Source organism: Rhodoferax sp., from assembly GCF_018780565.1.
GTDB lineage: Bacteria > Pseudomonadota > Gammaproteobacteria > Burkholderiales > Burkholderiaceae_C > Rhodoferax.
Genome location: NZ_JADMJN010000002.1, coordinates 233,458 through 250,739, shown reverse-complemented (window position 1 = coordinate 250,739; position 17,282 = coordinate 233,458). Strand labels below are relative to the sequence as shown.

General features: G+C 59.1%; 17 protein-coding genes and 1 pseudogene. 7 read left to right on the top strand and 11 right to left on the bottom strand.

Going from position 1 to position 17,282, the window contains the following annotated elements; genetic code table 11:
- Window positions 1-108: 108 nt before the first annotated feature.
- The 6 genes from IV109_RS01565 to IV109_RS01540 form a co-directional block, all read right to left on the bottom strand.
- A complete protein-coding gene (locus IV109_RS01565; RefSeq protein WP_296691249.1) occupies window positions 109-957 on the bottom strand; it encodes a fumarylacetoacetate hydrolase family protein in 849 nt (282 codons plus the stop codon).
- Between the two features lie 3 nt (window positions 958-960).
- Complete coding sequence (slmA, locus tag IV109_RS01560; RefSeq protein WP_296691248.1) at window positions 961-1,626, bottom strand: nucleoid occlusion factor SlmA; 666 nt, start codon at window positions 1,624-1,626, stop codon at window positions 961-963.
- Window positions 1,627-1,687: 61 nt separating this feature from the next.
- Window positions 1,688-3,079, bottom strand: a complete 1,392-nt coding sequence (locus IV109_RS01555; RefSeq protein ID WP_296691245.1) for a sensor histidine kinase — start codon at window positions 3,077-3,079, stop codon at window positions 1,688-1,690.
- Window positions 3,080-3,097: 18 nt separating this feature from the next.
- Window positions 3,098-3,775, bottom strand: a complete 678-nt coding sequence (locus tag IV109_RS01550) for a response regulator transcription factor (protein WP_296691243.1) — start codon at window positions 3,773-3,775, stop codon at window positions 3,098-3,100.
- Between the two features lie 57 nt (window positions 3,776-3,832).
- Window positions 3,833-4,723, bottom strand: coding sequence for an acetylglutamate kinase (gene argB / locus IV109_RS01545; protein WP_296691242.1), 891 nt, complete (start codon window positions 4,721-4,723; stop codon window positions 3,833-3,835).
- Between the two features lie 85 nt (window positions 4,724-4,808).
- Window positions 4,809-6,683, bottom strand: a complete 1,875-nt coding sequence (locus tag IV109_RS01540; RefSeq protein ID WP_296691240.1) for a nucleoside-diphosphate sugar epimerase/dehydratase — start codon at window positions 6,681-6,683, stop codon at window positions 4,809-4,811.
- A 474-nt stretch (window positions 6,684-7,157) separates the two neighbouring features.
- Here IV109_RS01540 and IV109_RS01535 point away from each other — a divergent pair.
- From IV109_RS01535 to IV109_RS01515, 5 genes and pseudogenes are all read left to right on the top strand, one after another.
- Window positions 7,158-7,511: pseudogene (locus IV109_RS01535) on the top strand (IS5/IS1182 family transposase); the annotation flags it as partial.
- Between the two features lie 307 nt (window positions 7,512-7,818).
- A complete protein-coding gene (locus IV109_RS01530) occupies window positions 7,819-8,439 on the top strand; it encodes a phasin family protein (RefSeq protein WP_296691238.1) in 621 nt (206 codons plus the stop codon).
- A gap of 160 nt (window positions 8,440-8,599) precedes the next feature.
- On the top strand, window positions 8,600-9,859 hold the full coding sequence (locus tag IV109_RS01525; protein ID WP_296691235.1) for a patatin-like phospholipase family protein: 1,260 nt from the start codon (window positions 8,600-8,602) through the stop codon (window positions 9,857-9,859).
- A complete protein-coding gene (locus IV109_RS01520; RefSeq protein WP_296691232.1) occupies window positions 9,853-10,515 on the top strand; it encodes a TetR/AcrR family transcriptional regulator in 663 nt (220 codons plus the stop codon). The genes IV109_RS01525 and IV109_RS01520 overlap by 7 nt, the downstream gene beginning before the upstream one ends.
- 22 nt (window positions 10,516-10,537) lie before the next feature.
- Complete coding sequence (locus IV109_RS01515; RefSeq protein WP_296691230.1) at window positions 10,538-11,311, top strand: hypothetical protein; 774 nt, start codon at window positions 10,538-10,540, stop codon at window positions 11,309-11,311.
- A gap of 3 nt (window positions 11,312-11,314) precedes the next feature.
- Here IV109_RS01515 and IV109_RS01510 read toward each other — a convergent pair whose 3' ends face one another.
- Entirely contained in the window at window positions 11,315-12,835 is a 1,521-nt protein-coding gene (locus IV109_RS01510; protein ID WP_296691227.1) for a wax ester/triacylglycerol synthase family O-acyltransferase, read from the bottom strand.
- A gap of 138 nt (window positions 12,836-12,973) precedes the next feature.
- Between IV109_RS01510 and IV109_RS01505 the strand changes: the two genes are divergently transcribed.
- Window positions 12,974-13,228 (top strand): acyl-CoA-binding protein, encoded by a 255-nt coding sequence (locus tag IV109_RS01505; protein WP_296691224.1) that lies wholly within the window; start codon window positions 12,974-12,976, stop codon window positions 13,226-13,228.
- A gap of 13 nt (window positions 13,229-13,241) precedes the next feature.
- Here the strand turns inward: IV109_RS01505 and IV109_RS01500 are convergent, their stop codons facing one another.
- The 3 genes from IV109_RS01500 to IV109_RS01490 are packed head-to-tail and all read right to left on the bottom strand — an operon-like array spanning window position 13,242 to window position 15,842.
- Window positions 13,242-14,501: a CaiB/BaiF CoA-transferase family protein gene (locus IV109_RS01500; RefSeq protein WP_296691222.1), complete on the bottom strand. Its 1,260-nt coding sequence runs from the start codon at window positions 14,499-14,501 to the stop codon at window positions 13,242-13,244.
- Entirely contained in the window at window positions 14,498-14,830 is a 333-nt protein-coding gene (locus IV109_RS01495) for a polyhydroxyalkanoic acid system family protein (protein WP_296691220.1), read from the bottom strand. Before IV109_RS01495 ends, IV109_RS01500 begins: the two co-directional genes overlap by 4 nt.
- Window positions 14,823-15,842 (bottom strand): aminopeptidase, encoded by a 1,020-nt coding sequence (locus tag IV109_RS01490; protein ID WP_296692476.1) that lies wholly within the window; start codon window positions 15,840-15,842, stop codon window positions 14,823-14,825. Before IV109_RS01490 ends, IV109_RS01495 begins: the two co-directional genes overlap by 8 nt.
- 178 nt (window positions 15,843-16,020) lie before the next feature.
- Between IV109_RS01490 and IV109_RS01485 the strand changes: the two genes are divergently transcribed.
- Entirely contained in the window at window positions 16,021-16,707 is a 687-nt protein-coding gene (locus IV109_RS01485; RefSeq protein WP_296691217.1) for a FecR domain-containing protein, read from the top strand.
- On the opposite strand, the gene IV109_RS01480 is transcribed toward IV109_RS01485, so the two are convergent.
- Window positions 16,673-17,155, bottom strand: coding sequence for a MarR family winged helix-turn-helix transcriptional regulator (locus IV109_RS01480; RefSeq protein WP_296691215.1), 483 nt, complete (start codon window positions 17,153-17,155; stop codon window positions 16,673-16,675). The two genes, IV109_RS01485 and IV109_RS01480, sit on opposite strands and share 35 nt — an antisense overlap.
- Window positions 17,156-17,282 lie beyond the last annotated feature (127 nt).

The following is a 17,282-nucleotide window of genomic DNA, read 5'->3' as shown; positions in this document are numbered from 1 at the left end:
ACAGAAAAGAACGATCGTTCTATTCTGCAACACTTCCAGCGATCTACATGTGACAAAAAAGCAGTTCTAGAGAGTTTTTTCTAAGGAAGCCGAGGGTTTACCCTGAATTCAAAGCTTAAATGGAACGACGATCTGGCTTTGCTCATCCAAACCGTCCACCCCCAGAGTCACGACATCCCCCTTTTTGAGGAACACGGCCGGCTTCATGCCCATGCCCACGCCGGGCGGAGTTCCCGTGGTGATGACGTCACCAGGCATCAGGGTCATGAACTGGCTCACGTAGCTGACCAGCTTGGCAACGCCAAAAATCATGGTTTTGGTGCTGCCGTTTTGAACCTTTTTGCCATTCACGCTCAGCCACAGCCCTAGTTTCTGGGGGTTGGGCACTTCATCACGGGTGACAAGCCAGGGCCCAATGGGGCCAAAAGTGTCACAACCCTTGCCCTTGTCCCAAGTGCCGCCACGCTCAATCTGGTACTCGCGCTCGCTGACATCATTGACCAGGCAATAACCGGCCACAAATTCCAGCGCCTGCTTTTGCGAGACATGGCGTGCGCGCGTGCCGATGACCACACCCAACTCCACCTCCCAGTCGGTCTTGGTGGACCCCTTGGGCAACATGACCGGGTCATTGGGCCCCTGGATGCAGGAAGTGGCCTTCATGAAAATAATGGGCTCTTTGGGAATTGGCGCGCCAATTTCCGCGGCGTGGTCTGAATAGTTCAGACCGATGGCGACAAACTTGCCAATGCCCGCCACCGGACAGCCCATGCGCGGCTTGCCGCGAACCAGCGGCAATTTGGACGCATCCAGTTTGCGCAGGCGCTTAAGCGCAGCGTCACTCAATTGGTCTGGACCCAGGTCGGCGATGACGGCGCTTAAATCACGCAGCTTGCCATCAGCATCGACCAGACCAGGCTTTTCTTTGCCCGGATTTCCATAGCGTACAAGTTTCATGATTTAAAGCATTTGTGCCAGACTGGCGTCAAGGAATTCGGAGGGCAGGCGTCTGAAACCAGAGCGCGCAAAACGCTGCAGGCGACCAACCACAAAGGCGGTCAGGACAGAGGCCCGCACCTGGACATCTACGCTGGGAGTGGCCGAACCACTGAGTTCAGCGCTGCCACGAAGGCTCTGCTTCAGGGTGGCTTCAATCTTGTCAAAGAACTGGTTCATGCGCTGCTGCAGGCGTTCGTTCTCAAACACCAGCGCATCCCCCACCATGACGCGGGTCATGCCGGGATTTTTTTCGGCGAACTGCATCAGCATGGCGACCACTTTTCCGGCCTGGCGTGTACCGGATGCACTGTCTGTGGCAGCGTCCGCACTTTCGCGTTCGCCAATCTGATTCACCAGCGAGAACACAGTCTGTTCTATGAACTCGATCAAGCCCTCAAACATCTGCGCCTTGCTGGCGAAATGTCGGTACAAGGCCGCTTCGCTCACATCCAGGCGCGCTGCCAGGGCCGCTGTCGTGATGCGCTCGGCACCCGGTTGTTCCAGCATGGTTGCCAGCGCCTGAAGGATCTGCACCCGGCGCTCGCCAGGCTTGGGGCGCTTGCGAACCGGGGCGGCAATCTCACTGCCTGAAGAGCTTGAGGAGGGGGTGGGTTCGGCGTCAGACATGGTGCACAGGGCGAATGGATGAATTCATTCTCTCACAGCGCAACCAAGGGTTTTCGAGGGGTCAGGTCGTGAACAACAAGGTAAAACGCGCGCCTTTCCCACCCCGGCCGGTGTCCACAAAGAGTTGACTCCGGTGCACCCGCGCAATCTCTGCGGCAATCGCCAAGCCCAGTCCATTGCCTTCGCCGCTGGCTCCCGGCACCCGGTAGAAGCGCTCGAACACGCGAGATCGCTCGGCCACCGGCACACCGGGGCCATCGTCCTCAACCTCCAGCAACACCGTGCGCTCGCCGCTGGCTGCCCATGCACAACGCAGGGTGACCATGCCACCTTCTGGCGTGTACTTCAGTGCGTTGTCCAGCAAATTACCCACCAGTTCCCGCAACAGCCATTCATGACCCGTGACATGCACGGCCTCAAGCTCCAGACCCAAATCGATGCGCTTTTCCGAGGCGGCGTTCAGATGCATTTCCAGCAAGGTTTCGCACAAGTCCTTCAAATCCACCCGATGCAAGGGCTGTGCATCCAGGCTGCGCGCATCAGCACGTGAGAGCGCCAGCAACTGATTGGCCAGTTGCGACGTGCGACGCGCAGCATCACGCAGGCGATTGATCTGACTCGCTTCCAATTGAATCGCAGACTGAGGGGCCGCAGAGGGCATGTTGACGGCCTGCGCCCATGCCTCCACTTGCGCCTGCAAACCGGCAAGCGGCGTGCGCAACTGATGCGCAGCATCGGCCACAAAACGGCGCTGGCTCTCGGCCTGCGCGTTGACCAGATCAAAGAGGCGATTGAGCGACTGCACCAAAGGGCGCACTTCTTCCGGGGAGGCGTGGACGTCGATCGCACTGAGGTCGCGGGGCGAACGATGCTCCACCGCCTCTTTCAGTTCCAGCAAAGGGCGCAAGGCGCGCCTGACGGCCCAATTGACCGCGAAGACAGCGCCCACCATGAGCAGCAGGTTGGGCAGCAATACCCTGAAGAGAACCTGCCTGAGCCACTGTTGGCGCGGGTCCGAGCCATCGGCCAGACGAACCACCAGCTCACCAGCGGCGGTGTGGACACGCTGCGACACAATACGGTAGGTCACGCCGCCCTCTTCCTCGCTGGAGAACTCCGGCTCATAGGTCGCTGGCGGCACCAGACTCAACCAGGCCTCCCCCAACAGGACCTGCCCGGACAAATCAGCGATGGCAAAGGCCGAGAGGCTCGCCCCGTCTTTGAGAAACTCCTCAATGACGGGGGCCGCCAGCATCACCGGCAAAGCATTTGGGGTTTTGCCACTGGCCACCACCGAGTCCGCCAGCAGGGGTACCAGTTTGAGCAACTGCCTATCCTGTTGCAGGGCAGCGGTGTCTGCCGACCGGTAGTCAAACCAGGTATTGATGCAAGCCAGGAAAAAAAGCGGGCCCAGCAACAAGAGCAACAAACGTCGCTGCAGGCCCGCGGACATGGCAGCGATCTGCATCGGTCAATCGACGGCCATCTCAAGCCGGTAGCCAAAGCCACGAATCGAGCGCAACGCGATCCCATGCGGCTCCAACTTGCCCCGCAGTCGCGAGATGTAGACCTCCACCGCGTTGGGGGTGATTTCCTTGTCCCATCCAGTCAGGGCCTGGAGCAATTTGTCCTTGTTGGCCGGCTTGGGCGCATGGATAAGCAAATACTCCATAACCGTCCACTCGCGCGGGCCCAACTCAACGGGCTGACCACTTGGACGGACGCAGGCAAGCCTTGTGGCGGTATCCAGCTCCAGCGGCCCAAAACTCAGCACCGATGAGGTAGCGGCCTGCGAACGACGCAAAAGTGCCCGCAAGCGCGCCAGCAACTCGGGCAACTCGAAGGGCTTGATCATGTAATCATCAGCGCCTTTGTCCAAGCCCTGCACACGGTCGTTCAGCGCATCTCGGGCCGTGAGAATCAGCACGGGCATAGCATGGCTATCTTTGCGCAGGCGCTGGGTCAAGGCCAGGCCATCCATGCCCGGCAAGCCGATGTCGATGATGGCGGCGTCGAAGGTCTCGCATCGCACAACCTCCAGGGCACGCTCAGCGCTGCCCACCCAGTCCACGGCATAGCCGGCATCGGTGAGCCCCAGCTTGATGCCGCTGGCCACCATGACATCATCCTCAACGAGAAGAAGTCTCATAAACAGGCCACCAGCCCTCGTAGTTATTGCCTGAGGCGCTATAAAGAACGTAGCTTTTCAGTGCGAACGAATCATGGTCCCAAACGCCTGATCGGTCAGGATCTCCAGCAGGAGCACATGCGGTACCCGGCCATCGATGATGTGTACCGAATTCACACCGCTTTTGGCCGCATCCAGCGCACCGCTGATCTTGGGCAACATGCCGCCGCTGATAGTGCCATCGGCAAACAACTCGTCGATCTGGCGCGCACTGAGGTTGGTGAGCAACTTGCCGGACTTGTCGAGCACACCGCTGATGTTGGTCAGCATCATCAACTTTTCTGCCTGCAACACAGTGGCCAGCTTGGCTGCGACCACGTCCGCGTTGATGTTATAGCTCTCGTTGTTCTCACCAAAGCCAATCGGACTGATCACGGGAATGAAGGCATCATCCTGCAAGGCCTTGACCACACTGGGATCGATGCTGACAATGTCGCCCACCTGACCCACGTCATGCTCTTTGGTGGGGTCGGTACTGTCCATCATCTTGAGTTTCTGGGCGCGGATCATGCCGCCATCGCGCCCCGTGAGGCCCACGGCCTTGCCGCCAGCCTGGTTGATCAACCCCACGATGTCCTGCTGGACCTCCCCAGCCAGCACCCACTCCACCACCTCCATGGTTTCGGCGTCCGTGACGCGCATGCCCTGGATGAATTCGCCTTTTTTACCCAAACGCTTCAGGGCCGTTTCAATCTGCGGACCGCCACCATGCACGACCACCGGGTTGATACCCACCAGCTTGAGCAAGACCACATCTTCGGCAAAGTCGGCCTGCAAGGCCGGATCGGTCATGGCGTTGCCGCCATACTTGATGACCATGGTCTTGCCATGGAATTTGCGAATATAGGGCAGCGCCTGGGCCAGGATTTCAGCCTTGTCGCGGGGGGAGATATTGGAGACATCGGTCATGGGGTGTTGCGCTGATCGCTCAAAAGGTCAAGGTGTAAATTGTGCCGCATGTTCTGCCTCGCCCACAGCACCATCCCCCTGTGTGTCAGATTGCCGGCAATTCACTTGGCTGATAGCCATGTACATGCTGCTGAAGAAACGCTTTAATCGCCGCGTCATCGTCAAGCCGGGCGGCGGTTTCAAGCGATTTCAACTCCTCGCTCAATTGCACCCACGGCACAAAAGGCTCATGCGCTTTCATGATGCGAGAGTGAACGGTAGGCTCCGGGTTGTCCCCAATCAAAAGCTCTTCATACAGTTTTTCGCCCGGACGCAGGCCGGTGATGGCTATTTCAATGTCGCCCGTTGGGCAGGCTTCGTCCCGGACAGTCAGACCAGACAGCTGCACCATCCCACGTGCCAGGTCCATGATTTTCACAGGCTCACCCATGTCCAGCACGAACACATCACCGCCCCTGGCCATGGCCCCTGCCTGCAACACCAACTGCGCCGCCTCCGGTATGGTCATGAAATAGCGGGTGACATCGGCATGCGTGACCGTCAGCGGCCCCCCCGCTGCCAGTTGCCGGCGAAACAGGGGCACCACACTGCCACTCGAATCCAGCACATTGCCAAAACGGACCATTGTGAAGCAGGTATGCAGCGAGTCTGCGGCCAAGGCCTGCAACACCAGTTCAGCCATGCGCTTGGTGGCCCCCATCACGTTCGTGGGTCGAACCGCCTTGTCTGTGGACACCAGCACGAAACGGTTGGCGGCACTATCCCGCGCCGCAAGAGCCATGTTCAGCGTGCCAAATACATTGTTTGCAACACCTTCGCCCGGGTTGCCCTCTACCATCGGCACATGCTTGTAAGCCGCTGCGTGGTACACCGTGGCCGGGCGATAAACCTCGCAGATGGAGCGCAGGCGTGCGTAGTTGGCAACGCTGCACAACAGCGGCACCAATTCGACCGACAAGCCGCGGCCAACGCAGATTCCCTGCAATTCCTGGTGGATGCTGTACAAGCCGAACTCGTTGTGATCCAACAGCAGCAACTGGCGCGGCCCCTGCAGCACGATTTGCCGCGTCAGTTCACCGCCGATACTGCCGCCAGCCCCGGTCACCAGGACCACCTGCCCCGCCAAATCACGCGCCAACAGTTCGACATCAGGCGGCACTGGATCGCGCCCCAGCAAGTCCTCCACATCCAGTTCGCGAATATCCTGGACAGTGACACGACCGCTCGCCAAATCGCCAAATGCCGGCAGGGTGCGAATATGAACCGGGCAAGAGCGCAGGCTGTCGATAATGCTGTTGCGCCGGTCTCTCGAAGCACTGGGCAGGGCCAGCAGGATGTCCGTCACACCTTGGTCTGCCACCACACCAGGCACCTGAGCCATTGAGAAAACAGGAATGCCATTGATGCTGCGGCCAATCTTTGCAGGATCATCGTCCACAAAACCAATCAACACGAACTGCCCTGACACGCCCAACGCCGAAGCAGTTTGAACCCCGGACGTACCGGCTCCAAAAATCAACAACCGACCTTCAGTGTCTCCTTGGGCTCGGCCTAAATCGGCCAGCCAAAACCGCGCGACGGCCCGGCTCGCCCCAACCATCAGCAGAAACACCAATGGCTGCAGAACGCCCAAACTGCGCGGCACGCCTGGCCATTGGCGCCACACCAAAATCACCAGCAAAACAAAGCCATACACGGCCACAGCCTGACCGGTAGCCTGCAACGCAGCCTGACCTGTATAGCGAAAAATAGCCCGGTACAAACCAAATTTGACAAATACGGGCACCGCCAATACCGGTGCCAGTCCGTAGACCCACCATTGAGCGCCAGACGGCCAATCCACCGTATCCAACCGAAGCGTGAAAGCCACCCAAGTCGCAGCCAGTGCCATCAGCACATCCAGCACGACAACCACAGAACGCTTGACCCAACGCGGCCACGCTAAAACTTTATTTTGCATTTAACTCCCTGAACCCAATACCTCATCATTGGCAACGCGAAAAACTACACGACCACACGTTTCGTATGACTACTTATAGGGCTGTCCGTCAACTGACGACCAAATATACTATTCACACGAATTGAAGCACTGCTTTCCATGCAAACACCTGAGACGATCGATCAAGGTCATGGACCTTTATGTGACGCCACACCAAATTACCATGCGGAAGCATCACCGGCCAATTTCGAGCTTCCAATTTGACTTACAATTGCGGATGGTCTGAGTCCACAGGCACAGCCCAATAGCGCCCCTTTGAAATCCTGAATTGCTGCGCCAAACATAAGCCACGCCCCGAATAGACCGTCTACATTCGGAACGAACTCACTGGGATTTTTGCTAATTGTAGTGGGAATGGCCTTACTATTGCTCCATCACATGTGAAGTGTTGGGGCGTCGCGATTGAACCGATGCGTTCAACAAGTAACACACTGTTTGCATAGCAAAAAGCAGCGCCTGTATGACAGCTCAACCTACGCCAGCCCAAAGGACTTGATCCACAGTACAGCGCCCGACGCGCACGACTTCACCAATCAATGCACCCGTCGCAACGGTGTTTCGAACGAAGCACTCAAATCAAAGAACCGCAACAAGTCGCGGATTCGGGCACGGGTAAAACGCGTCCTTGGCGTGGTCAAGCGCCTTTGGGGATTTGGCAAGGTGCGCCACCGGGGCCTGCAGAAGAACGTGACTCGAGCATTCACAGTACTTTCACTGACTAACATCTATCTCAGCCGTCAACGGCTGATGGCACAGATACGTCCATGGGGGCGCAAAGCGGGCCAATGAAGCCCAAAAAGTTGGGGCAAAACGCGCCGCCAAATCTCCAAAGTCCATTGGCGCTGTGGAGCTCACACACCGATTGCTCCGACGCCTTGAATCATTATCGCGGAGCGTTGATAGGCGATCAAAAGCAAGGTCAAGTTTTCGCCGTCAAGCAATCCGGTCAATCCATGGCCGAGCGCAGATTTAGAAAGCCCCACCTACACGCGGAGACAGCCGCGCTTTAGAGTGCAGGCTGTACATTGAGTTTCGCGGCATCGGCACAAGCATGTCAGTTGCGGATAAGCGATTTAACTTTTATCAGGAGCCTCCCGTGGTCACAAAACTGCAAAAATCAAAAACATCTAAAAAACCGGGCATTCAACTCAGCGGCTCGGTCAAAGACTCGGCTCAGCAAATCTGGCAGGCGGGCCTGGGCGCTTTTACCAAGGCGCAGGCGGAAGGCACCAAAGCCATTGAAGCCTTGGTCAAGGAAGGCGTGAGCCTGCAGCGCAAGACGCAGTCGGTTGCGGAAGAGAAAATTTCGGAAGCCACCAACAAAATGACCCATATGGCCACGGACATTTCCTCCAAGGCATCTGGCCAATGGGACAAGCTGGAGAGCATTTTTGAAGAACGCGTGGCCAAAGCCCTGAACAAACTGGGCGTGCCCTCGGCCAAGGATGTGAACGCACTGATCGCCCGCATTGAAGAACTGAACAAGAGCGTGCAAAGGCTGTCAACCAAAGACACAACTGCCAAAACCACACCCAAAACAGCTCCCAAAACAGCTCCCAAAACGGCTTCCAGGCCTGCTGCAAAGAAGGCCCGCAAGACGACGACTGCCAAGCCGGTCGTCAATGCCGCGCCTCAGACGGAGGTCAACACTGTGGCCAAGCCAGCCACCAAACGCCCAGCGTCCCGCAAAACGGCCACACCTGCGACTCCGGCCTAACCCTGAGTTGGTTGGAACCCCCTGGTGAAGCTTTCTTTGCACGCTGCGAAGAAGCATCCTTCAAAAAGGGCGCCTAGGCGCCCTTTTTTGATATTTGAGTCTTGAACTCGTGCTGCGATGCAGCATACCGATTTACCTATCACCTCTACACTTTGCGTTTATGAATCGTAAAACATCAAAGCCGCCCAAAATTGCCCTGGCCTTGGCGGGAGGCGGCCCTTTGGGTGCCATCTATGAAATCGGTGCACTGTGCGCACTGGAAGAGTCGCTCAACGGTCTCGACTTCACCAAGCTGCAGCACTATGTGGGCGTATCGGCAGGCGGGTTCATTGCCGCCGGTCTGGCGAACGGGATTTCACCTCGCGCCCTGTGTGCGGCATTCATCGAAAACGAGAACACGGGCAAGCCGTCCGATATTTTTGACCCGTCCGGACTGCTGGTGCCGGCCTACGGTGAATTCGTGCGTCGCGGCATCATGCTGCCTGGCTTGCTGCTGTCTGCCCTGTGGCAAGTCACAGCAGGTCGCAAGTCATTGACCCACGCCCTGGAGTTGCTCGGACCCGCACTGCCCGCGGGCATGTTCTCCAGCGAGCAAATCCATACCCAGTTAAGCGATCTGTTTTCTCGCGAAGGCCGTACCAACGACTTCCGCAAGCTGAAGACAAAACTGACGTTGGTGGCCACCAATCTGGACAGCGGTGAGGCGGCGCCTTTTGGCAAGCCGGGGTGGGATCACGTTCCCATTTCACAGGCGGTCCAGGCCAGCGCGGCCCTGCCCGGTCTTTTTCCACCGGTGGAGATCGACGATAACTACTATGTTGACGGCGCCTTGAAGAAAACCCTTCATGCATCGGTTGCCTTGGACGAGGGCGTTGATCTTTTGCTCTGCCTGAACCCGCTGGTGCCTTTCGACGCGACGGCGCCCCAGGTGGCGAAAGTGATGTTGCGGGGACTTCCCCCCAAACGGCAGCATATTCCCAGGATTGTGGACGGTGGCTTGCCGGCGGTGTTGAGCCAGACCTTTCGCTCCATGATCCATTCGCGCATGGTGCTGGGCATGAAACAGTACGAACGCAATTACCCCAACACCGACATCATCCTGATTGAACCGGATCACCGCGATCCCGAACTGTATTTGGCCAATACCTTCAGTTACGCCCAACGCCGCTATCTGGCCGAGCACGCCTACCAGCAGACGCGGCAAATGCTGCGCTCACGCAAGACGGGTCTGGCAGAAAAGTTGTGGCGCCACGGTATCACGCTGCACCATGAGGCACTGGATGATCCCAAACGGCACCTGTGCGGCCCTGCCAGAGCCCCCACCCAGGTCGGTCGGGCCATTGCCAACCTGCAGGAAATCATGGACGATCTGGGCCATGTGGTGCGGTCCGCAGCCCACAAGGAACACCCCGCATGGTAAAAAAAGCCCCCAGGCGAACGGCCGAGCGAATCCTGGAAGTGACGCTGGAGCTGTTTAACCGTTTTGGAGAACCCAATGTGTCCACCACATTGATCTCTGCCGAACTGGGCATCAGCCCGGGCAACCTTTACTACCATTACCCGGCCAAAGACGAGTTGATCAACTCCCTGTTTGACAGGTATGAGCGGGCCCTCAACGAACTGCTTAACGCCAGTGACGGTGTGCGCGATGTGGAGGACGCCTGGTTCTTCATGCACACCCTGTTCGAACTGATCTGGCAATACAGGTTTTTGTACCGCGACCTGAATGACCTGCTCAGCAAGAACCGGCGCCTGGAAACCCATTTCCAGGCAGTGCTGAAGAACAAGACGCGTGCGGTGAAAGCACTGCTGGACGGAATGAGCCGCGCCGGTTCGGTGCAGATCGATTCGCGAGAGGTCGAGGCCACTGCAACCAGCATGGTGGTCGTGCTGACCTACTGGTTGAGTTTTGAATACGTCCGCGACCCACGCAAGGCGCTGGAACCGGAAAACGCGCAGTCGGCTTTGCTGCGGGGGGCGCAACACGTGTTGAACCTGCTGGTGCCATACCTGGAACCGGCCCAGCGCATGCATTTGCTCAAACTGGTGGGCGCCTACAATAACGGTGAAAAATAAAAACCAGGCAGAGGAGACAACGATGGCCCAATGGACCGCCTTTCCTTACGTAGGCGACTATGTTTTTGATGTCGACAGTGTCAGGAAAAACTGGGCTCGTCTACACGCAGGCGATGCCGAGCCACTGCCCCAGGACATCAACGTGTTGCAAGCCTGGGCGCTGTTCCACAGCGGTGAATTCCAGAAGGCCATGGACATGGGCCTCAGAATTGGCGGCGCCGGTCTCACGGTTGCCAACAAGGCTGCCTGCATTTATGCCACCTACCTTGAGAAAAAAGAGAAGGCTCGCCTTGACCTTTTCATGGAGGTGGCCCGTCGCGCCGGCGCCCAGGCGGAAAAAGACCCCGGCAACGTCAACGCCCATTACTGGCAGGCTTACGCTCTGGGGCGCTACAGCCAGGGCATCAGCGTGGCCAAGGCATTGGCTCAGGGTTTGGGAACCAAGGTCAAGGGCTCACTGGAAAACGTGATCAAGCTGGAGCCCAACCATGCGGATGCGCACATCGCACTGGGCACTTTTCATGCCGAGGTGATTGACAAGGTGGGATCGCTCATTGGCAGCATGACCTACGGCGCCAAGAAAGATACGGGTCTGCGCCTGTTTCAGGAGGCTCTCAAGTTGAACTTCGACTCCGTCATTGGCATGATCGAATATGCCAATGCCATGCTGATGCTTGAAGGCGACAAGATGATGGGGGATGCCACGCGGCTTTACCGCAAAGCCGCCGCCACGCACCCCATGGATGCCACCGAGCGGCTGGACGTGGAAATGGCCCGGGTCGAGCTGGAAGACTGACGGCTACTCGCCCCAAGGCAACATCAGGGTCACCATGGCCAGCTTGGCGAATTCCGGTTCAAATTCATCAATGATTTTCTGGGGTTCAGGACAAAGCGTCGCATCGCTCATGATGCCAAACTGAACGCCACCACCGTAACTCAGTATGGAGACGCCCAGGCCGACGGTGCCCGACTGGGGTACCCAAAACAGGCTTTGATCCATCGTTGCGCCGCAAAACTTGAGCTTCTCGCGCGGTCCCGGAACATTGGTCATGACGGCGGTGGTTTTTTTGGAAAACAGGCTCAGCATGGCGTCTTGCGCCGGCTTGATCAACAGACCCGCCACGGCCAGCAGGCCATAGGCCATCAGCGGCTGCATGCTGCCTTTCATGTGGCGCATGCGGCGACGCACTTCGTACACACGCTCCACCGGGTTGTCCAGACCAATGGGCAATACCACCGGTGCCAGGCCGAAACGGTTGCCCAGCTTGTACAGGTCCTCCAGCGAGCGCAGGTTCACGGGTACCATGGCCCGAATCTCCTTGCCCGCCGTGTCATCGCCAAACGATCGCAGGTATTCGCCAATGGCACCCGCGACGCAACTCAGGAGGACGTCGTTGATTGAGCAGTTCAAGGCCTTGCTGACCGCCTTGACTTCTTCCAGCGGAATCGGTTCGCACCAGGCCACGCGTTTACTTGACCCGGGAATGCCTTTGAGCCGGGTGTGTGAGTCATCCGGCATGAGCGCCAGCGCGGCACCATCACGGATCACCTGGTAGGCCATCTTCGCCAGATCCACCGAACCGGCCAGACCTTTTTCAACGCCTTTTTGCGGCTCGGTCATCATTTCCAGGGCATTGGCAGCGCCATGACCGGCTGCATCCAGCGCCTTGACTGCAACTTCCGTCATGGGTTTGATCAGGGTGTCGGCAATCCAGTCCTCAGCCCCTTCCAGCCCGCCATGAGGGGGATGCTTGGGGATGTGCAGGGGCGGCAGGGATCCGCCATCCACCAGCGACTGCGTCACGGCCACCAAGGCCAGACCGTCGGCAATGCAATGATGAATGCGCACCATCAGTGCGGAGCCACCCTGGTAGTGCTCGACCAAATGAAATTGCCACAAGGGGTAATGCATGTCCAGCGGTTGCATGGCGAGTGCGGCCAGGCGATCCTGCAAGGCCTGTTGCTCATGCCCCTTGGACTTGTGCGCCAGCTTTTCGACCACCACATGGCGCTTGATATCAAAGTCCTGATCCATGACCCAGGTGGCGCCTGCGGCATCCTGCTCGACACGCTGGCCAAAACGCGGGTAGCGGAGCAGGCGATCTTCAATGCGCTCACAAACCGCCTTGTGACTGACGCCCGGCTTGAGTATCCAGACACCGACGATCATCATCAGATTGGCTGCGGAATCCATGCGCAACCAGGCCGTGTCGACCTTGCTCATGCGCTCCCCCGTCAACCCCAGCGTGCCGTTGACAGCGGCGGCCACTTGACGGGTGGCCTTCTTGGCGGCTTTTTGGGCAACGATTCTGGTAACCATGAAAACTCCTGGCGGGACGATGTGATGTCGCAAAGACAGTGCTTGGGGAAGACCCCCTATTCTGTAGGCAAAACGCCCCGTAAGATACAGCGCAAGTACCCCAATTGTGTGGGGTATTGCCCCTATCCGGAGAAACCCATGTCCGCACTCAAAGCCAAATTTGAAGCCGCTGCAGCCAGTTCAAAAAACCTGACCGAACGCCCCGACAACGCCACCCTGCTCAAGATCTACGCACTCTACAAACAAGGCAGTGTGGGCGACAACACGGAAAAACGACCGGGCTTCACCGACATGGTCGGGCGCGCGAAATGGGATGCATGGAACGGACTCAAAGGCACCAGCGAGAAAGATGCGATGCAGCAGTACATCGACCTGATCAAATCACTGAGCTGATCACACCCGGCTTTTACGCCAGCACGCCACGCTCACGCAAGGCGAGGATCTGGCTGGGCGTCAGCCCGACCTCACGCAGCACCGCATCGGTGTCCTGCCCCAGGTTCGGCGCGTTCCGTCGGTGACCGCCTGGGGTATCGGACAGTTTGGGTACCACGCCCGGGACCGTCAAGCTGCTGCCGTCGTCCATGCGGACCTGGGCCAGCATGCCCCGGGCCGCATAGTGGGGGTCGGCAGCCACATCTGCCACGGTGTAGATCTTTCCGGCAGGGACTCCCGCCTGCTCCAGCGCTGACAGCACCTCGTCCACCGGACGGGATTGCGCCCAAACCCCGATGGCCTCATCCAGTTCCTGCACGCGCCGAACCCGCCCGGCGTTGTCCGCCAAGGAAGGATCGCGGGCCAGATCCGCCCGGCCAATGCACTGCATCAGTCGCTTGAAAATGCTGTCGCCGTTGCCGGCAATCAGGGCGTATTCATCGCCACGCCCACGATCCTTGCAGCGGTAGGCGTTGGTTGGCGCGATGCCGGGCATGGCACTGCCTGCCGGGCCACGCACCGCACCAAATGCGCTGTATTCAGGCAACAAGCTTTCCATGCAATTGAACACGGCCTCGTACAAGGCCACATCGACCACCTGACCTCGCCCCTTGGGTGCCGAGGCACTGACCGTGGCATGGCGATGGTACAAGGCCATCAACACCCCAATCACGCCGTGCAAAGCCGCCAGGGTATCTCCAATGCTCACCCCAACTCGAACCGGAACCCGCCCGGGCTCGCCGGTCAGATGGCGCATGCCGCCCATGGCCTCGGCCACAACGCCGAAACCGGGGCGATCACGGTAGGGACCGCTCTGCCCGTAGCCGCTGATGCGCAGCATGACCAGCCCCGGGTTCGCAGCACGCAGTACTTCGGGGCCAAGGCCCCAGCCTTCCATGGCCCCAGGTCGAAAATTTTCGATCAGGACGTCTGCCTCGGCGGCCAGCTTGCGCACAATCTCCTGCGCTTCGGGTCGTTTCAGGTCCAGCACCACCGAACGCTTGTTGCGCGACTGAACCTGCCACCACACGGAGGTGCCATTTTTGAGCAGTCGCCACTTGCGCAGCGGGTCGCCGCCTGAGTCGGGTGGCGCGCCTGGGGCCGCGGGTGGTTCGATCTTGATGACATCGGCACCAAAATCAGCCAGCGTCTTGGCGGCAAACGGCCCGGCAATCAGTTGTCCGAGTTCGATGACCCTGAGCCCCGCCAGAGGCCCCGCAGGCGCTGTGCTCATTTCTTTCGGGGGGCAAGCACCTTCACAGCGGCCTTGGGTTCAGCATTGAGCAGGTCATCGAGATTTTTCACAATCTCACTCTCAATACGCCCCTTGAAGGCGCCGACCAGAAAACCGAGCTTGGCATTGAGTTCGAATTTTTCCTTGGTGACATGCAGCGTTCCATGGACGCCGGACCGACTGAACGTAACTTCATCCTCGGTCTTGCCCTCTTCGTAAATGCAGGTCATGCCGAACTCCTCTTCGGCATGCTCGGCCCATTTGAAGGCAATGGATCGAGCCTCGTCCAGGCCCAGTGCGTGTTGACGCAGGATGTGAAGATCAGCCACTTGTTCGCTCCATTCGTATTTTTTGCAAGGCTTCGGTCCGTTGGACGGCCGGCTGATTCGCCAGCTGTCGGACCACATCATAAAACCGGGGCCAATCACGGCCCTCGCGCACGAACAAGGCCTCAAAAGCCGGCACCAGTTCGTCGTAGGCCGCCTGGGCACCCAATGCGGCATTGTTGGCGCCAGCCACCCAGATGTCGTACCCGGCGTAGCCATTCCAACTGGCGCGCAACTTGGCATAGTCATCCCGGAAAACCTGCATCGCTTCATTTTTCATAGCTAAAGTCGTAGGTGTGTCGAGGGCCTGAAGCTCATTTTGCTTGTAAATGTGGGCCAGACGCTGGCGCGTGGCAAGGCACAAGGAGCGGAACTGGCGGCGTCGGGCGTCCAACTCCGCGTAGTCACGCCGGGCCGCTTGCGAGCCCTGCTCGGCCAGCCAGCGCTCGCCGCCCAGCCGCTCCACGGCAGTTGCAAAGGACTCGTTGAACAGGGTGTCGTCCTTCACGTACAGGATCTGGTGCGCCAGTTCATGAAAAATCATCCGCGCCAGCTCACCCTCCGGGTAATGGATGAAGGTATTGAGCAGGGGGTCCCCGCCAGCCCAGTTCATCCAGCCCAGCGTGGAGTAGGCGGGCACGCCGTACACACTGACCTCCAGCCCCTGCGCTTTGAGATGGGCGGCCTGCGCACGAGCCTCCGATTCGCTGAAATAGCCGCGGTAACCGACACAACCTGTGACCGCGAAGCACCAGGTCTTCAGGGTGAGCGACAGCTCCGGAGCCGCGACCACATTCCACACCACAGAGCGGCGCTGCAAATCCGCGTAACCCTTGTAGCTGGCATTGTCCGGCAAGCCCAAACGGCTCACCGCAAACTGACGCATACGCTGGGCCAGGGCAAGACGCTCTTTCAGGACCGGGGAAACCTCTTCATCGGCCAGCCACTGCGGCACAGGCCGGGCCGCCTGCATGAGCTGCAGGTGCCCCCCCACCGACTGCAGGTAGTAGCCCATGTCGGCACAACCCGTCAGCAAGCCTGCCACAAGCAATGCCCCAGCCCACGCCCCACCCCGCGCCCAGGCGCAGCGGCTTGTCGCTGTATATTCAAGAATGGATCCCATGGCGGTCGGCATATGCTGTTCACGGGAGTTTAAGGTTTAGTGCCCCCAATTTTTCCAGATATTCAAGACCATGATCAAACTCCTCAGCTCGACCCGGCTCAAGTGCCGGGATGCCCTACCGCTTGCCGCTCTGGCGCTTGCGCTGGCCCTGCCAGCCCAGGCGGCACGGGTTCTGGCCGTCACCGGCGAGGTGACTGTGCAGCGCGGCGACGTGCGCATGCCGCTGGCCGTGGGCACACAACTGGAACAGGGTGATGAATTGCTCAGCAACGACGACAGTGAGGCGCTGCTGCGCTTTGACGATGGCGCCCGCATGGCCCTGCGGCCTGACTCAGCGATCCAGCTCAAGGAACTGCGCCTCAAAGGTCCCGTGAGCAAGCGCCAAAAAACCATCGCCATCGTCAAGGGCGGGCTGCGCTACATCTCGGGCAAAGCAACTCGACGCCAACGGGTGTCCTTTGCCAGCAACACTGCCACCATCGGCATTCGCGGCACCGATATCGAAATTTCAGTCACCCCCGAAAGCGTCAATGACGCGCCCACCGGCACTTACCTCAAGGTGAACACGGGGGCGGCCACGCTGCTGGCGGTCGACGGTACGCAGGTGAGTGTCGACCCCGGTCAGGTGGCGTTTGGCGGCGAACCCGAACTGGTGCCGCGCGGCTTCACGGGCAAGCGACGCCCTGCCGGGCGCAAGCTGGAGACGACCGTGGGCAGCGTCTTCAAGTCCGGGGCGCTGGACAAGCTGATGCGCTGAGCCGGCTCAGCAATCGCTGCAAACTGGCAATGTCTTTGGTACTCAGGCCGGTGAACGCATCTGCCACCCAGGCTTCATGCTCGCTCGCCATCTCGCTCAATTGCTCGCGCCCTTTGGCTGTGAGTTTGATTCGGCAGGCGCGGCGGTCGCCCGGCACCGCTACACGCTCAACCAGACTCTCGCAAACCAGTTGATCGGTGACACCTGTCACGTTACCCCCAGTCACCATCAGGCGACGGGACAGCTCGTTCATCTTCAGCCCATCCGGGGCGCCCGCCAATTGGGCCAGAAAATCGAAACGCGGCAGGGTGGAGCCAAAGCGATCACGCAGCCCGGCGCGAATCTGATTCTCGATCAGCTGGGTGCAGGTGCGCAGACGCAGCCAGACACGCAGTGCGTCGGGGTGCTCCGCAGAAGAGGGATCGGGCAGGCGGCCTTTCTTGTCCATAAGTCGCAATCTCCTGATGGGCTATTGATTCAGCAGCAAGCTGCGCAGTTGATGCGAAAGCTATTCATGAAGAAACAGTTTAAACCTGAACTATTCGACGTCAATCGGTGACAGTCCGGGTAGTTGG

Coding starts and splice junctions, on each gene's coding strand:
- argB (WP_296691242.1), bottom strand. CDS start 4,723: ATGACCGATGTCTCCAATATCTCCCCCCGCGACAAGGCTGAAATCCTG.
- IV109_RS01520 (WP_296691232.1), top strand. CDS start 9,853: ATGGTAAAAAAAGCCCCCAGGCGAACGGCCGAGCGAATCCTGGAAGTG.
- IV109_RS01480 (WP_296691215.1), bottom strand. CDS start 17,155: ATGGACAAGAAAGGCCGCCTGCCCGATCCCTCTTCTGCGGAGCACCCC.
- IV109_RS01510 (WP_296691227.1), bottom strand. CDS start 12,835: ATGGTTACCAGAATCGTTGCCCAAAAAGCCGCCAAGAAGGCCACCCGT.
- IV109_RS01540 (WP_296691240.1), bottom strand. CDS start 6,683: ATGCAAAATAAAGTTTTAGCGTGGCCGCGTTGGGTCAAGCGTTCTGTG.
- IV109_RS01485 (WP_296691217.1), top strand. CDS start 16,021: ATGATCAAACTCCTCAGCTCGACCCGGCTCAAGTGCCGGGATGCCCTA.
- IV109_RS01555 (WP_296691245.1), bottom strand. CDS start 3,079: ATGTCCGCGGGCCTGCAGCGACGTTTGTTGCTCTTGTTGCTGGGCCCG.
- IV109_RS01525 (WP_296691235.1), top strand. CDS start 8,600: ATGAATCGTAAAACATCAAAGCCGCCCAAAATTGCCCTGGCCTTGGCG.
- IV109_RS01550 (WP_296691243.1), bottom strand. CDS start 3,775: ATGAGACTTCTTCTCGTTGAGGATGATGTCATGGTGGCCAGCGGCATC.
- slmA (WP_296691248.1), bottom strand. CDS start 1,626: ATGTCTGACGCCGAACCCACCCCCTCCTCAAGCTCTTCAGGCAGTGAG.
- IV109_RS01500 (WP_296691222.1), bottom strand. CDS start 14,501: ATGAGCACAGCGCCTGCGGGGCCTCTGGCGGGGCTCAGGGTCATCGAA.
- IV109_RS01505 (WP_296691224.1), top strand. CDS start 12,974: ATGTCCGCACTCAAAGCCAAATTTGAAGCCGCTGCAGCCAGTTCAAAA.
- IV109_RS01565 (WP_296691249.1), bottom strand. CDS start 957: ATGAAACTTGTACGCTATGGAAATCCGGGCAAAGAAAAGCCTGGTCTG.
- IV109_RS01490 (WP_296692476.1), bottom strand. CDS start 15,842: ATGGGCTACTACCTGCAGTCGGTGGGGGGGCACCTGCAGCTCATGCAG.
- IV109_RS01515 (WP_296691230.1), top strand. CDS start 10,538: ATGGCCCAATGGACCGCCTTTCCTTACGTAGGCGACTATGTTTTTGAT.